The following is a 16,342-nucleotide window of genomic DNA, read 5'->3' on the forward strand; positions in this document are numbered from 1 at the left end:
TAATGATTCCTACTCCTAACGGAATGTAGTCATAACGATTATATTCATTCGGACGGCTGTTCACAGGAACACCATCTTTAATTTGTAGCATTTGACGAGCATAGAATTCTAAGAAATCAATCGCTTCAGCTGTATCAGCATCTGCTTCGTTCCATGGCTTTCCTGCTTCTTTCGTTAAAAGAGCGGAAAACTCATGCTTGCGACGACGAATAATCGCTGCTGCCTTGAATAAAACATCCGCACGAATTTCTGGTTTTACTTTTCTCCATGTTTTAAATGCTTCAACTGCTGCCTGCATCGCTTGCTCAGCAAGTTCACGGTTAGCCTTTGAAACACGACCAATTAGTTCTTCTTTATTGCTAGGGTTATAAGAAGCAATTTTATCTTCAGTCGTAATTTTTTCTCCACCAATAACTAATGGGTAATCTTGACCTAAATAACCTTCTACCGTTTTTAAGCCTGTTAAATATGCATTACGATTTTCTTCCACTGAAAAATTTGTAAATGGCTCATGTTTGTATGGTTGTACCATCGTTAAACCGCCTCCTATGTATAGAACGTTTTCAAACCACTTTTTATTTTATCATGATTCATCAATAGGCTTCAATGAGTTAAGCTTCCTTTTGAATATTAAGAAAATACACATTACCTATCTTTAGTATTATTATAACCCTTTATCTTTCAATACTACTTCCTTAAGTCTAGCGGAATACTATAAAACAGCTCTATTAACCTAAGGTAATAGAGCTGTTTATTATTTTTACTCATAAATATGCACAAATGGCTCAGCTTGTTCTGCCTTCCGAACAATCAACGCTTCCGGTCCACTTACCGAAGAAATATCAACTTGAACAGAAATATAACCTGGAAAATGCTCCATTACTAGTCCCGTCACATATTGCGTAAATCCAATCGCTTCTGCTCTTCCATAGAACTGAATAGGAATAGAAATGTTTAAATTCTGTAGCTGGTCACCTGTATAAAAGGCTTTCCCAATTACCCCGGTAAAGTTTGGAAAGTACTCTTCTACATCCTGCTTAAAATTCAAGAATGATGTGACATCTTCTCGGTGATCGTCTGTTGCATTAGCAGAAGGGAATAAGTAATATTTTTCATCTACTTTCTCCCATTTATCAATATTAGTACTGCCTTTATTTACGACGGTATAAGAGAAGAAATGACCTGGTACAACGGACGACTTGCTTTCTTGCTCAAATAACCCAATCATAATCGGTATATCCTTTACTCCGGACATACTTCTTAGCCTTCTTATTACTTCGGCTGCAATCTTTTTGCCCTCTTTTTCCATGTCAGCCTTTGGTATTTTCTTTTCAAATGTTGGCCCGTAATCTTCGGGTTGATAATAATGAATTGAATTTAATGCTAATCCTATAACTATTCCACCTAGTTGAACGGTATCCTTGTCACTTTTTTTTAGATAGTTGTGTTCAAGAATATTGGCCAGATAAATCGGAGTACTATTTCGTTTCTTCGGATCGCCCTTTTCATCATCAAGGGGATTAAAGCCAATGTTTTCAGCTTCTTTTAATCCCTTTTCCTTTAATTGGGTAGGAGAAAACTTACGATTTAACCATAGTTTGACCGTTTCCGTTTCAAGTGTTTGCCCCTCTTGAAATAAATATTGATCAGGATCAAAGGAACGCTGAGCTAGCCTCATTAAACCTGTTTCAAATTCGCTAATATCATTACGAGTATTTAACCTTGCGACAACCATACCCCTAGCCTTACTTGGTTCAAATGGAAGGATGGTCCGATAGAATTCATCGGATATTTTATACTTTGGAATGATAGCCTTTGCTTTTTCATTTGAATCTTGCTTTTCTTGAACCACTTCCTCTTGCTTGTTAAAATTCGGCGCGCATCCGCTTAGCAAAAGAAAGAGGGACAGTAGAACCATGAATAATGGTTTCACTTCAATCCCCACCTTTATTTTTGGAGTTCTAAGAGTAATTGCTCTTCACTCCAGATTTCAATACCTAATTCTTGTGCTTTCGTTAGTTTTGACCCTGCATCTTCGCCTGCAATGACTAAGTCTGTTTTTTTACTCACACTGCCTGCTACCTTTGCTCCTAATGCCTCTAATTTATCTTTTGCTTCATTTCGTGATAGTTGCTCATATTTTCCTGTTAGAACAACGGTTTTTCCTGCAAAGAACGAGTCAGAGTTGGTTATAGAAACTAGTTTCGGACCTTTATAATCCATGTTAACCTCATAAGATTTAAGTTCTGCGATTAACTCATGTACTACTTCGTTTTCAAAATAAGTCACGATCGAGTCAGCCATTTTATCGCCTATTTCATTGATCGCCGTTAATTCTTCTTTAGTAGCAGTAGATAAGCGATCCATCGCCTCAAATTGTTGGGCTAATGTTTTTGCAGCTTTTGCTCCAACATGACGTATACCGAGTCCAAATAACAATTTTTCTAGTGAGTTTTGCTTGGATACATCTATCGCACTCAATAAATTAGTAGCTGATTTTTCACCCATTCGTTCTAAACTTAGTAATTGTTCCTTTGTAAGTTTATATAGATCTGCCACATCTTCAATTAACTTTTCTTGAAAAAGCTGACTAATAACTTTTTCTCCTAGCCCATCAATATTCATCGCATCACGAGAGACAAAATGGATAAGACCCTCACGAATTTGCGCAGGACATTTAGGATTAATACATCGTAGTGCTACTTCTTCCTCTAAGCGAACAAGCTCACTTTCACATTCCGGACAATGGGTTGGCATGTTAAATTCTTTTTCCTCACCCGTTCTCCGTTCAGGTAGAACATTGACGACTTCAGGAATAATGTCGCCTGCTTTTTTAATAATGACATAGTCACCGACTCTAATATCCTTTTCGCGGATTAAATCTTCATTATGCAAAGAAGCTCTCTGTACAGTAGATCCAGCCACCTTTACTGGCTCTAAAATAGCAGTTGGTGTGACAACACCTGTTCTACCAACACTTAACTCAATGTCAACTAGCTTCGTTACAACTTCTTCAGCTGGAAACTTAAAAGCAATTGCCCATCTCGGACTTTTTGCAGTTGTACCTAATTCTATTTGCTGGTCTAATGAATCGACTTTAATAACCATACCGTCAATTTCATATGGAAGATGCGGTCTTTTTTCTACCCAGCCTTGAACAAATTCGATGACTTCTTCAATAGAAGTGCATTTCCGTCGTTCTTGATTTGTTTTGAATCCTAGTTTATCCAGGTAATCCAATCCTTGACTATGAGAATCTACCCCTGTTTCACCAACATCCGCAATAGAATAAAAATAAACATCTAAATTACGTGAAGCTGCTATTTTAGGATCAAGCTGGCGTAAGGAGCCTGCGGCTGCATTTCGAGGATTGGCCGCTAACTCTTCGCCCTTTTCTTCCTTTATTGCATTTAAAGCTTCGAATGATTTCTTGGACATAAATGCTTCGCCACGAACTTCTAGTGAAACTGGCTCACTTAAGCGTAATGGAATCGAGCGGATTGTTTTTAAATTAGCGGTAATATCTTCGCCGACGGACCCATCCCCGCGGGTTGCACCTTGAATAAACTGGCCATTTTCATACCGAAGGGAAACTGCAAGGCCATCAATTTTCAACTCGCATACATAGGAAATGTGATCACCAACAACTTGTCGAATACGACGATCAAAATCTCTTAAATCAGTTTCATTAAAAGCATTTCCTAAACTTAGCATTGGGGTTCTATGTTCTACCTTATTAAAGGAATCTAAGATCGCTCCCCCTACACGTTGGGTAGGGGAGTCAGGTGTTTTTAAAGCTGGAAATTGCTCTTCTAATGACATGAGCTCTTTTAATAAACGGTCGTATTCTGCATCAGGAATGGATGGTTTATCAAGTACATGATATTCGTAATTATATTGATTTAACAGGTCTTGTAATTCTTTTATCCTAGCTTCTGACATTTAGCCCTCTCCTTATAAAAGAGTTTTGTCTAGCTCCAGAGGCTCGCCCCTTGGGGGAAAAATAAAGTTCAATTTTTCCTAGGTCTTAAGCCACTCTAGGAATGAAGGCAAAAAATGCCTTCTTCCAGGAGCGTCTTATGCTTGTCGGGGCTGAGCAAGGCGCTTTTCGTTTTTCGTTTTTATACTTTTTTAATAGGTGCAAACTTAGCTAATAAACGCTTTATACCAACTGGCTTCGGAAAAGCAATATCTAATTCTTTGCCTTCACCTTCACCTTTGACGCTAACGACCGTTCCTATACCCCATTTTCCGTGCTCTGCTTTATCACCAACATTCCATCCAATTCCATCTCCGCCTGTAGATTGTAACGTTGGGCGAACGACTGGGTTACGCGGACCTGCTGCGGTTTGCCGAGAAAAAGATGGGGCTGCCAACCCACTACTAGTCCCCATTCTCCCTGGCTTCTGAAAGGGTTCGATTAAATCGTCAGGAATTTCTTTAATAAATCGAGAGGCTGCGTTCATACTTGTTCGTCCAAATAACGTACGCATTTGTGCATTGGTAATATATAAATCTTGTTCTGCACGAGTAATCCCCACATAAGCTAAACGGCGTTCTTCTTCCATTTCTGCTTCTTCCATTAACGAACGTGAATGTGGAAATACGCCTTCTTCTAATCCAATTAAAAAGACAACGGGGAATTCCAAGCCCTTTGCGGAGTGTAGCGTCATTAGCACAATGGATTCAGCTGGCTTTCCATCATCATCTAATTTATCAATGTCAGCTACAAGCGCTAAATCCGTTAAAAAGCCAACTAAGCTTTTATCTTCATTCACTTCTTCAAAATTCTTCGTAACGGATAATAATTCCTCTAAGTTTTCAAGACGACTTTGAGATTCAATTGTTTTTTCCGCTTTAAGCATTTCACGATAACCGCTTTTTTCTAATACTTCCTCTACTAGCTCAGTTACTGATAAAAACTCCTGCATTTGTGAATAACCATTAATAAGGTCACGAAATTCTCGACATGCTTTCGTAATTTTTGGACTAAGACCAAGTAATTCAATCGAGTTAAGAGCTTCGAACATCGAGATATCATGAGAGACTGCAAATTCTGCTATTTTGTCTAAAGAACTAGAGCCTACTCCACGCTTCGGCACATTAATAACACGCTGCAAGCTGATGTCATCATCCGGATTGGCGATAAGACGTAAATAGCCAAGAATATCTTTAATTTCCTTACGGTCATAGAACTTGATCCCGCCGACAATCGCATACTCGATATTTGATTTAAGTAATGCTTCCTCCATTACACGGGATTGGGCGTTAGTTCGGTATAAAATGGCGATATCAGAGGCTTTTCGTTTTCCTGAATCAACCATCTCTTTAATCTTTCCAATGACGAATTGGGCTTCGCCTTGCTCACTATCGGCACGATAATAACAAATCTTATTTCCTTCAGCATTTTCCGTCCAAAGGTTCTTTGCCTTACGATTCATGTTATTCTCAATAACCCTATTGGCAGCCAAGAGGATTCTTTTTGTAGAACGGTAGTTTTGTTCTAAAAGAATAACACTCGCATTTGGATAATCTTTTTCAAATGATAAAATATTGGCGATATCTGCCCCACGCCAGCGGTAAATCGACTGGTCTGAGTCACCGACGACACAAAGATTTTTAAATCGTGCTGCCATCATTTTCACGAGCATATATTGAGCTCTATTAGTATCCTGATACTCATCGACATGAATATATTGGAATTTACGTTGATAATATTCTAAAACCTCTGGAACTCGGTTAAACAAGAGGATGGTCATCATGATGAGGTCATCAAAATCAAGTGCTTGATTTTTTCGTAAACGTTTTTGATATTCGGTATACACGTCGCTTACTACTTGGTCAAAATAACCACCTGCTTGCTTCGCGTATTCCTCTGTATCTAACAATTCATTCTTTGCACTACTAATCGCACCAAGTAATGCTCTTGGGTCAAATTTTTTCGGATCAATATTTTTATCCTTTAAGATTCCTTTAATAACAGATTGCTGATCAGTTGTATCCAAAATGGTGAAATTACGATTAAAGCCGATTCGATCGATATCTCGTCGGAGTATTCTTACACACATGGAGTGGAAGGTGGATATCCAAATTTCATCTGCTGTTCCGCCCATCATGCTTCTTATACGGTCCCTCATCTCACGGGCGGCTTTATTCGTAAAGGTAATCGCTAAAATATTGTAAGGATTGACCCCTTTTTCCACCATTAAATAACCGATTCGATGGGTTAAAACTCTTGTCTTGCCACTACCCGCTCCAGCCATTAGCAATAATGGACCATCCGTGGCCTTAACTGCTTTTTGCTGCTCTGGATTTAAACCGTTTATTAACCGTTCTGTCAAAAATTGCATGTATTGCCACCACCTTACAAACATATGTTCTTACTCTCTATTTTAACTTTACTTTTCTATACAATCAATTCTTTTTCACAGCACGGACTGTTTTTAATGCAACCTCAATGTTTTCATAAATGAGATTCCCTACAACAATTACATCAGCGTGCTCGGCCATTTCTGTTGCCTTTTGTACTGAGTCAATTCCGCCACCGTAGAAGAGGGTTGTAGTTTCAAGGACATTTTTGACACTTGCGACCAATTCAGGCTCGCCATAAGTACCACTATATTCTAGATAAAAAATCGGTAATTGAAACATTTTTTCTGCCATACGAGCATAGGCAAGTACATCTTCATGATTTAGATTCGTATTGGCTGAAGTATGATGAGCAGCTTTGCAGTTTTCGTTTAAAATACAATAGCCTTCCATCACCATTTCATTCCAATCCATTAATTCTCCATATTCCTTCACGGCTTCATGATGAAGCCCTACAATCCATTTCGGATCCTGACTATTTAATACGGTCGGTATAAAATAGAGATCAAATCCAGGCGAGATGGTATCAATTGACGAAATTTCGCACACACATGGTACCGTAAAACGTCTGATTCTTGCCATTAAATCGAGGACGTTTTCAAATGTCACTCCATCCGTCCCTCCGACAATGACAGCATCTGTACCTGACTCGCATACTCTCTCTAAACTTTCATCACTTATCTCTTTATTTGGATCCAATTTAAATACATGACGCCATTCACGTACATCATACATACGGTACGCCTCCTATACTTTTTCCCATTCCATCATTATAACATTTTCATACCGTGATAGACAAAACATACCCAAGACTTGTAGGTTTTATTGTTTAAGGATTAACGTTGTGACGCCTTCACATTTGGGGATTAAAGCTATGGTTCCCGAAAGCATGGAAAAGTGCGAAAGCCGACTTCATCAAGACTTCATGAAGACTTCATGATTCCCGAAAAACTGAAAAAATGGTCATCATGAAGTTATCACCATTATGGGCTGGTTCCGCGTTCGCGAGAAGTTCTCGCGTGCACGTTTTCATCCCTTTGCGCTGGTTCCGCGTTCGCGAGAAGTTTTCACGTGCGCATTTTCATCCTTTTGCGCCGGTTTCGTGTTCGCGAGAAGTTCTTGCGTGCACGTTTTCATCCTTTTGCTCCGGTTCCGCGTTCGCGAGAAGTTCTCGCGTGCACGTTTTCATCCCTTTACGCCGGTTTCGCGTTCGCGAGAAGTTTTCACGTGCGCATTTTCATCCTTTTGCGCCGGTTCCGCGTTCGCGAGAAGTTCTTGCGTGCACGTTTTCATCCTTTTGTGCCGGTTTCGCGTTCGCGAGAAGTTCTCGCGTGCACGTTTTCATCCCTTTGTGTTGGTTTCGCGTTCGCGAGCGAGTAGTTCTTGCGTGCACGTTTTCTTCCCTTTACGCCGGTTTCGCGTTAGTGAGAAGTTCTCGGGCGCTTTTTCACCCTTTTGGGCTAATTTACGTTCTCCCAGGGGTGACCTCAAACGTAAAAAATAGCATCATAACGTTACTGCCATAGGCTAAATCGAAGGGGAGCGGGCTCTAATACTAATTGATTTTCCAAAAAGGCAATCAACATTTCTAGAAACAAAAAAGGTCAACCGATTTAACGGTCAACCTTCCAATTTATTCTTCCGTAACAGCAGGTTGTTCAACCTTAATTCGTTCTAACGCCATTTCATAGGCATCATTACCATAATTTAAACAACGTTTTACTCGTGAAATGGTTGCTGTGCTTGCACCTGTTTCGCTCTCAATTTTGTGGTACGTTTTTCCTTCACGTAGCATTCTAGCTACTTCTAAACGTTGAGCCAAAGATTGAATTTCATTGATGGTTGCTAAATCATCGAAAAAACGATAACACTCTTCAATATCGTTTAATGAAAGGATCGCGTTAAATAATTGATCTAGTTCCTTACCTCTTAATTTATCAATTTGCATGTATTTTACCCCTTATTCTGTAATAGAAACCATTTTTTGAAGCCCTTGGTCCTTTGGAATGACATTAATCCATGTTCTACCCGGGACTAATTTGGCTTCTGTCCCATTTTCAAATGGAACAATTTGGCCATCGACATTTTTCCAGGTTATTTCTTTCCTTTTGCCCCTTTGAAGTAAATACCCATTTCCTCCACTCGTAAGGTTAATCTCCCTACGACCATAAGAATCAATGAATCGGTGCTCCATTTCTAAAACCATAATATTATCTAAAAGGACACGTTCTTTCGTATCGTAATCAATGGTTAGCTCACCATTTGAAAAACGTTTGTATTTCCCTAATACTTCATCATAATCAAAGATGACATTAAATAAATCACTGGAGAAATAAGAAACCATAATCGACTTTGCTGGGTTTCCTTGTAAAGCATCTAGTTCTTTTTTCTCGTAAAATTGATACGCGTTAGGCTGACCCTTCATCGAGAACTTATTTTTCTCTGCACCCTTTAAGATGTTTTCGAAGGTGATATACGAATTATGAGGTGCCTTACGAAAACTAGCCCGTTTAAATAAAGTGCCGTCATATTGCATCCCATTTAAGTCGTCAATATAACCAGATTCGAGCATTTGTTTTGCTTCTGGACTATAGCCATGGGCTATATAAAGACTTTTATATCCTTTAGCAAGTTGGATAAAGTAATCTCTCGCACTTCGAACCGGACCAACCTTTTCCGGCTTTTCACTTTGAAAAATCGCTAAAAACCTAGTTACATTTCCTTCAGCAAGCAACTCAAAAACCATATCGGCTTTATGGATACCTGATTGCGGTCTTGCACTTGGATGATTATTGATCATCACAGCAACTGCTCTATCCTCAACAGCTATATCTGACCCTACCCCAGTTAGAGGAAACGAAAATGGATAAAGCTTTTCCACCGGTTCTTTTGTTGGGTTCTCTTGTTTAGGATCTTCTACATTTGGTTCTTCTTTAATGGCTTCTTTGCTTTGTTCCTTGTCACTACATCCAGTGAGCAGCAAAATCAAAGCTGAACTAATGACAATCCATCTTTTAAGCTTCAAAAAGTAAACACCCCTATATTCCCATATCCTGTTAAGTTCACTCTCATGCTGTTTTAGTTGTTATGGTAATAATTTGATAAACGCTTTAACACTGTTATATTTTAACGCATTATTGATGGAAAGAGTATCATTTTATTCATGACATCATAGATTCCTTCTTGAGTAATTCGGATGTACGGTAAATGAGTGGATGAAAAAAATAATAACGAATAGATTGGGTCATGGAAATGATAGCCTAATTCCTTCAAATGAGAAAATAGTAATTTCTCTTTTTCAATAATTGTTTCCATTGTAGCATCTGACATTACACCTGCTAAAGTAAGTGGAATTTCTTCTAAAACTTCGCCATTCTCAACAAGTACAATTCCACCACCTATATCCTTCATTCGCTGGAACGCTTTAATCATATCATTTTTACTTTTACCAATTAGGATGATGTCACCTGTATTTGAAAAGGAACTTGCTAACCCAGAAACACGATTCGTAAAGCCCTTTAAGATTGTATTAATACGCCATTTCCCATTTTTGTCTACTAGCATAAAAAAACTTTCATCATGGGAGGTTGGCAACTCATCAGATGATACATCGATTGAAATAGAGTATGGCTTCGTAATTACGGCGTTTTCCATCTGAATTCCAAATGGCATTGAAAACTGAAGGTCATCAGACGTTAAATCCCAATCTAACCTGAGTGGTTTGAGACCGTGTTCCTCCCAATGAATCGAATCATTCATGTCACATCGAATTCCATCTTTCTTGACCCAACGTCCTTTTGCCAATACGGATTTCGGTGTTGGATTTGTTTTATCCTCTAGGAAATTAATATTGGCAATTCGTCCGGTTGCAATGTTTCCATGAAGATACTCAATATTATAATAACGAGCGACATTGATGGTGCCCATATTATATGCATCAATCAACGGGACTCCTTTTTCAATCGCGATACGAATCATTTGGTCGATTAAGCCTTGTTCATAAAACGAAGCCGATGAACCATCTGTGTTAAACATCATTTTGTCATAAGCTGTTATGTTCATTTTTTTCATTTCATCTAATAAAAATGGTAAGTCTGGACGTATGGAAGAGTAACGAAGTGAAACCATATAACCCTGCAGTAACCGATTATATATATCTTTACCTGTCATGGCTTCATGGTCACTATCAGCACCAAATAACATCATTTTAGCTAGCGTTTTTTCAGAGGCACCTGGAAAATGTCCCTCTATTTGCTTCCTCATTCGCTTTGCCTCTTGAATCCAGTGAAGCATCATATCATCACCGTCTAAAAGCTTCGGCCAACCAGTTAGTTCGCCGCCCTGCAAGACTGCATCATGCTCAAGCCATGACTTTATATTGCCATGAGAAAAGTACTTTTCTTCATCTAGCACTTCTGTTTGAGCATCAAAACGACACCACCAATACATTGTGACTGGATGATTACGCAGTTCACCTAGTAGGGAAAATGCCTTCTTTTTATCTAATTGTAAAACAAGCGCCATATTATCATTGATAAGGGTTGTTGTACCAAACTGAGATGCATAGGACGCTAGTGATTGGGGATTATAAAGTTGAAAAGGATGTGCATGTGGCTCAATGTACCCGGGAACTAAACATTCATCGGAACAATCAACGACCTCACAGCCTTTTAAATTGTCTGGGAGCCTTTCTCCAACATACACAATACGATCTTCATATATCCAAATATTCGCGCGCATCCATTGGCGAAAAACTTGATTTAAATAGTTAGCATTTTTCAATAGAATCGTCGGCGCGAGTTTACCGTCCAATACAGCTATATGCTCGCGAATTTGTTTGTTTTTCCAACGATAACGTTGCTCAAGCATTCGGTTCCTCTCCTGCCTTACGTAAAATTTTTATTGGTAGCTTCGTTTTGTAAGCACTTTCATTTACAGCTTAATACTAACATATTTCACCGTTTAACGCATTAAAGAGATGAAACAAATTGAAAATTCTTGTAAGGAGTGTTCATTATGAATATAAAACCAAATATTGGTATTCTTAACGCTTTAATTCGCATTACCTGTGGACTAACCATCCTTGCCTGGAGCACCTCTAAGCTTGTTAAATTCCCTTGGAGAAGTTCCTATCTAATTACTGCAATCATCGGTGCAATGAAGGTCGCAGAGGGAATTGTTCGCTACTGTCCAGTTACAGACTTATGTGAACGTATAGCTGAGAGTCAAATGGAAAACAACGATGAAGGAGAATCATCCGAAGTTCTTCCTTATAATCCAACCTAAGTTTTTCTAGGCAAAAAAAGTCTGACTCGGTATCCTCGAGTCAGACTTCATTCTCATTATAAGGAGTGATTTTTATGTTCTGGGAATACCTTTCCGACATGAGCTTTGTACTTGCTGCACTTATAGGCGGAATTATTGCTATTTCATACGTGTATATTAGACGGTCACGGAAGCGAGCTCGATAGCTTTGTTTCCAATATCTTTTCGAAAAAATAGGCCATTCCACTGCTGTCCCGCTAAATAATGATAGACGGATTTTTTCGCACTCTCTAGCGTAGGTCCCTTTGCGGCAATAAGTAGAACCCGACCACCATTGATGATCCAACTAGCATCATCATGTTGGTCTGTTCCTGCGTGGAAAATGTCTACTTCCTTCTCATGATCCGGAATCGAGAAGGTACTACCCTTTGACTGGAGTTCTCCAGGATACCCATCTGAGGCCAAAACCACACCGATAACGGGTGATGGGTCCCATGAGATTTTGACTTCTTTTTTATCTAAGACTTGAAGTAGGACCGTTAGTAAATCCGAGTTCATTCGTGGTAAAATGACTTGCGTTTCTGGGTCTCCAAATCGAGCGTTAAACTCAATGACCTTGGGACCATCCATAGTTAAAATTAATCCCGCATAAAGAACTCCACAAAAGCTTCTTCCCTCAAGCACTAGTGCTTCCGCAGTTGGTTTTAACACTTTTTCAATTGCGGTTCGAACGACTTCATCTGGAATTTGTGGCACGGGTGAATAAGCGCCCATTCCACCTGTATTTGGTCCTTGATCACCATCAAAAGCACGCTTATGGTCTTGAGCAATTTCTAACGGTGTCACCTGAGTACCATTAACAAAGGCCATTAACGAAAATTCTTCTCCTTGTAAAAATTCCTCAATGACCACAGAGGCCGATGAAGCGCCGAACCTTTGGTCCATAAGCATATCTTTCAAGGCGTCGATAGCCTCTTCCTTTGTCATCGCTACGACAACACCCTTACCCGCAGCAAGTCCATCTGCTTTAATGACGATTGGAGCACCTTTTTCTTCCACATATTGAACGGCTGCTTCGAATTCAGTGAAAACCTCATATTCTGCTGTAGGAATGCTATATTTTTTCATTAATTCCTTGGCAAAGGATTTACTTCCCTCAATTAATGCGGCCCGTTGAGTTGGTCCAAAAACTTTTAACCCCTCTGATAAAAATCGGTCCGCTAACCCTGCTAACAGAGGCATTTCTGGTCCAATAAAGGTTAGGGCTATTTCATTTTCTAATGCAAACTGAACGAGCTGATCGTGGTCGCTTTCCACTATCGCTATTTGCTCCGCAACATCCTTCATCCCCGGGTTTCCAGGAGCAACAAACACTTTCTCGACTTGATTGCTTTCAGAAAACTTTTGACAAATGGCATGTTCACGACCGCCTCTTCCAATCACTAAGACCTTCACGTTCGAACACCCCTTAATGTTTAAAATGTCTGATTCCCGTAAAAACCATCGTTATACCGTACTCGTCTGCCTTCTTAATGGAATCCACATCGCGGATGGAACCACCTGGTTGAATAATCGCTGTAATTCCTGCTTTAGCCGCAGCCTCAACGGTGTCGTCCATTGGGAAAAAGGCATCCGAAGCCATAGCGGCACCATTTGCTTTTTCCGCTGCTTGCTCTAGTGCTATTTTCGCAGCTCCGACACGGTTCATTTGGCCAGCACCAATTCCAATCGTCCGTACCTCATTCGTGAGGACAATCGCATTCGATTTTACATGCTTAACAACCTTCCAACCTAGCTTTAAGGCTTTCCACTCTTCCTCAGTTGGCTGGCGCTTTGTTACGACCTGTAACTCCGCATCTGCTAAAGTGAAATAATCTTCTTCTTGAACAAGCAATCCACCTTGTACAGAAACGACTTTCTTTTCTGTTACGATTTGTTTTTCAAACGGTATCGTTAATAATCGTAAATTCTTTTTTGATTGTAAGATGCTGAGTGCTTCTGGTGAAAAGGAAGGTGCAATGATAATTTCTAAAAAGATTTCGTGAAGCTTGTGGGCAGTGTTTTCGTCCACCTCGCGGTTAAAAGCGATTATTCCTCCAAAAATGGATACAGGATCGGCTTCGAAAGCTTTTTCGAATGCAGTGAATGCCGTTTCCCCTGTCCCCACGCCGCAAGGATTCATATGCTTCACAGCAACCGCTGCTGGCTCTTGGAATTCTTTGATGATTTGAAGGGCAGCGTCTGCATCATTAATATTGTTATAGGATAGCTCTTTACCGTGAAGCTGCTTGGCACGCGCGATGGAAAACTGGCTGCCTAGCGGTTTACTGTAAAAAGCTGCTTGTTGATGCGGATTTTCGCCGTAACGAAGGCTTTGAGTTAATTCGTATGTAAAGGTTACATTTTCTGGAGCTTCCTCTTGCACAAGATCAGTCATAAATTGTGAAATTAACGCATCATAAGCTGCTGTGTGTCGGAATACCTTTGCCGCTAGACGTCTTCTTGTAGCTTTTTCAGTTTCTCCATTTTGTTGCAGTTCTGTTAAGATAGTTCCGTAGTCTGCTGGATCCACCACTACCGTGACATATTCGTGGTTCTTAGCTGAAGCTCTGAGCATTGTCGGACCTCCGATGTCAATGTTTTCAATCGCATCCTCCACAGTCACATCAGGCTTTGAAATCGTTTCTTTAAAGGGATAAAGATTGACACAAACGACATCAATTGGTGTAATTCCGTGCTCTGCTAATTGCTGTTGGTGCCCTTTATCATCTTGCTTTGCTAGTAAACCACCATGGATAAACGGATGGAGTGTCTTCACTCTGCCTTCTAAAATTTCGGGGAAATCGGTAACATCACTTACACCGATAACAGGAACACCATTATCTAATAATGATTTCTTTGTCCCACCAGTAGAAATAATCTCAAAACCAAGCTGGGTCAATCCTCTGGCAAACTCAACAACCCCATTTTTATCGGAAACACTAATAAGCGCACGTTTTCTATTCATCCTGTCATCCTCCTCCTTCTTTAACGCAGTAAAGCACTTGGGGACAGTCCCCCGTTACTTTAAAGTGGTAAAGAGACGTTGTAATGTTTCTGGGTATAGCTGGTGTTCGATATGGTGAATTTTTTTCTGAAGTGTTTCTTTTGTTTCATCTTCGGTTAAGGGTATTTCGCGTTGTTCGATGATGGGTCCTGTATCCATTCCTTCGTCTACGAAGTGGATGGTGACACCACTTACTTGGACTTTTGCTGTAATGGCTTGACCGATGGCATCTTTACCTGGGAAAGCAGGTAATAAGGATGGATGGATGTTTACGATTCTTCCTTCAAACTCATTTAATAGAGTTGTTCCAATTAGTCGCATATAGCCCGCAAGAACGATGAAGTCAATTTCCCTAGCCCTCAACTCTTTCAAAATATCCAATTCATATTCCAGTTTACTTGGATAATTTTTAGGAGCCACAGAAATGGTTGGAATAGAATAACGTTCAGCCCTTTCCAATACAAATGCACCTGGTCGGTCACATACAAGCAAGGAAACCTCTGCTGCTAATTGTCCACCTTGGATGGCATCCACAATTGCTTGAAAATTACTCCCGCTCCCTGAAGCGAAGATGGCTATTTTTTTCATACGGCTGCCTCTTCTTGTGTAGCTACAAATTCAATGCCTTTCCCTTCAACCACTTTACCAATTTCAAACGCCTTTTCACCCATTGCCTCTAAATACTGAATAATATTCTGAGCCTCTTCCGCTTCTACCGCTAGCACAAATCCAATTCCCATATTAAAAATATTGAACATATCCATTTGAGTGATCTTCCCTTTTTCTTGAAGGAAATTAAAAATCGGTAGGATCGGCCAGGTGTTCTCACGAATGATTACCCCCGTTCCTTCTGGAAGCATCCTAGGAATATTTTCAATAAATCCGCCACCTGTAATGTGAGACATACCGTTAATTTTGAATGTTTCTAGTAATTGCAAAATGGATTTCACATAGATTTTCGTCGGTTTTAGAAGAACCTCACCTAATGTCCCATCTAACTCACTAATAAAGTCAGTGAATTGGAGCTGATTATCCTCTACCACTTTACGAACAAGCGAAAATCCATTGCTATGAACTCCACTTGAAGCTAATCCAATTAATACATTTCCTGGCTTTATTTCATCACCCGTCACAAGCTTAGATTTTTCACAAGCCCCTGTCACATAACCTGCTAAATCATATTCGCCATCTTGGTACATTCCAGGCATTTCTGCCGTTTCGCCGCCAATCAATGCAGCCCCTGCTTGAACACAGCCTTCTGAAATTCCCTTCACGATCATTTCAATTTTCTCAGGATCTGCCTTACCGCAAGCAATGTAATCTAAAAAATATAAGGGTTCAGCCCCCTGGACGATAATATCATTCACACACATCGCGACTAAATCAATCCCAACGGTATCATGTCGATCCATCGCAAAGGCAATCTTCAGTTTCGTCCCTACTCCATCCGTCCCTGAAACTAATACTGGTTCCTTCAGCTGTAATGCAGAAAGGTCAAACATGCCGCCAAAACCACCAAGACCGCCCATTACCTCAGGACGAATCGTCCGCTTTACATGCTTTTTCATGCGCTCAACCGCTTCATAGCCTGCTTCGATATCTACACCAGCCTGTTTATAGGCATTTGCCATTCTACTAACCTCCTAAAAAGGGTTTAATTAG

General features: G+C 40.0%; 14 protein-coding genes. 2 read left to right on the top strand and 12 right to left on the bottom strand.

The features are described 5' to 3' along the window. The 8 genes from LRP83_RS21275 to LRP83_RS21310 all read right to left on the bottom strand — a co-directional run. The coding region (locus LRP83_RS21275; protein WP_230498842.1) for an aldehyde dehydrogenase family protein at positions 1 to 532 on the bottom strand (532 nt) is incomplete at its 3' end. 228 nt (positions 533 to 760) lie between these two features. Then, entirely contained in the window at positions 761 to 1,933 is a 1,173-nt protein-coding gene (locus LRP83_RS21280; protein WP_230498843.1) for a CamS family sex pheromone protein, read from the bottom strand. Positions 1,934 to 1,947: 14 nt separating this feature from the next. Next, positions 1,948 to 3,942, bottom strand: a complete 1,995-nt coding sequence (ligA, locus tag LRP83_RS21285; RefSeq protein ID WP_230498844.1) for an NAD-dependent DNA ligase LigA — start codon at positions 3,940 to 3,942, stop codon at positions 1,948 to 1,950. Between the two features lie 179 nt (positions 3,943 to 4,121). Continuing rightward, positions 4,122 to 6,350, bottom strand: coding sequence for a DNA helicase PcrA (pcrA, locus tag LRP83_RS21290; RefSeq protein ID WP_230498845.1), 2,229 nt, complete (start codon positions 6,348 to 6,350; stop codon positions 4,122 to 4,124). Positions 6,351 to 6,414: 64 nt separating this feature from the next. After that, positions 6,415 to 7,104, bottom strand: coding sequence for a heptaprenylglyceryl phosphate synthase (pcrB, locus tag LRP83_RS21295; protein WP_230498846.1), 690 nt, complete (start codon positions 7,102 to 7,104; stop codon positions 6,415 to 6,417). A gap of 898 nt (positions 7,105 to 8,002) precedes the next feature. Then, positions 8,003 to 8,317, bottom strand: a complete 315-nt coding sequence (locus LRP83_RS21300) for a YerC/YecD family TrpR-related protein (RefSeq protein ID WP_230498847.1) — start codon at positions 8,315 to 8,317, stop codon at positions 8,003 to 8,005. A gap of 12 nt (positions 8,318 to 8,329) precedes the next feature. After that, positions 8,330 to 9,394: a DUF3048 domain-containing protein gene (locus LRP83_RS21305; RefSeq protein WP_230498848.1), complete on the bottom strand. Its 1,065-nt coding sequence runs from the start codon at positions 9,392 to 9,394 to the stop codon at positions 8,330 to 8,332. 101 nt (positions 9,395 to 9,495) lie between these two features. Beyond that, complete coding sequence (locus LRP83_RS21310; RefSeq protein ID WP_230498849.1) at positions 9,496 to 11,238, bottom strand: adenine deaminase C-terminal domain-containing protein; 1,743 nt, start codon at positions 11,236 to 11,238, stop codon at positions 9,496 to 9,498. A gap of 147 nt (positions 11,239 to 11,385) precedes the next feature. On the opposite strand from LRP83_RS21310, the gene LRP83_RS21315 reads away from it, so the two are divergent. Continuing rightward, the gene (locus LRP83_RS21315) at positions 11,386 to 11,655 is read left to right on the top strand and encodes a YgaP family membrane protein (RefSeq protein WP_230498850.1); all 270 of its coding nucleotides are present in this window, start codon (positions 11,386 to 11,388) and stop codon (positions 11,653 to 11,655) included. Positions 11,656 to 11,753: 98 nt separating this feature from the next. Beyond that, positions 11,754 to 11,840 (top strand): EYxxD motif small membrane protein, encoded by an 87-nt coding sequence (locus LRP83_RS23340; RefSeq protein WP_354002366.1) that lies wholly within the window; start codon positions 11,754 to 11,756, stop codon positions 11,838 to 11,840. On the opposite strand, the gene purD is transcribed toward LRP83_RS23340, so the two are convergent. From purD to purM, 4 genes are read right to left on the bottom strand one after another with little or no spacing between them, the layout of a single operon-like run. After that, positions 11,812 to 13,089 (bottom strand): phosphoribosylamine--glycine ligase, encoded by a 1,278-nt coding sequence (gene purD / locus LRP83_RS21320; RefSeq protein ID WP_230498851.1) that lies wholly within the window; start codon positions 13,087 to 13,089, stop codon positions 11,812 to 11,814. The two genes, LRP83_RS23340 and purD, sit on opposite strands and share 29 nt — an antisense overlap. A gap of 13 nt (positions 13,090 to 13,102) precedes the next feature. Further along, entirely contained in the window at positions 13,103 to 14,641 is a 1,539-nt protein-coding gene (gene purH, locus LRP83_RS21325; protein ID WP_230498852.1) for a bifunctional phosphoribosylaminoimidazolecarboxamide formyltransferase/IMP cyclohydrolase, read from the bottom strand. Between the two features lie 54 nt (positions 14,642 to 14,695). After that, positions 14,696 to 15,268 carry a phosphoribosylglycinamide formyltransferase gene (gene purN, locus LRP83_RS21330; protein WP_230498853.1) on the bottom strand — a complete coding sequence of 191 codons (573 nt, stop codon included), beginning with the start codon at positions 15,266 to 15,268 and terminating at the stop codon, positions 14,696 to 14,698. After that, positions 15,265 to 16,311: a phosphoribosylformylglycinamidine cyclo-ligase gene (gene purM / locus LRP83_RS21335; protein ID WP_230498854.1), complete on the bottom strand. Its 1,047-nt coding sequence runs from the start codon at positions 16,309 to 16,311 to the stop codon at positions 15,265 to 15,267. Before purM ends, purN begins: the two co-directional genes overlap by 4 nt. Between the last annotated feature and the right edge of the window lie 31 nt (positions 16,312 to 16,342).

The organism is Pseudoneobacillus rhizosphaerae (assembly GCF_917563885.1).
Lineage (GTDB): Bacteria > Bacillota > Bacilli > Bacillales > Cytobacillaceae > Pseudoneobacillus > Pseudoneobacillus rhizosphaerae.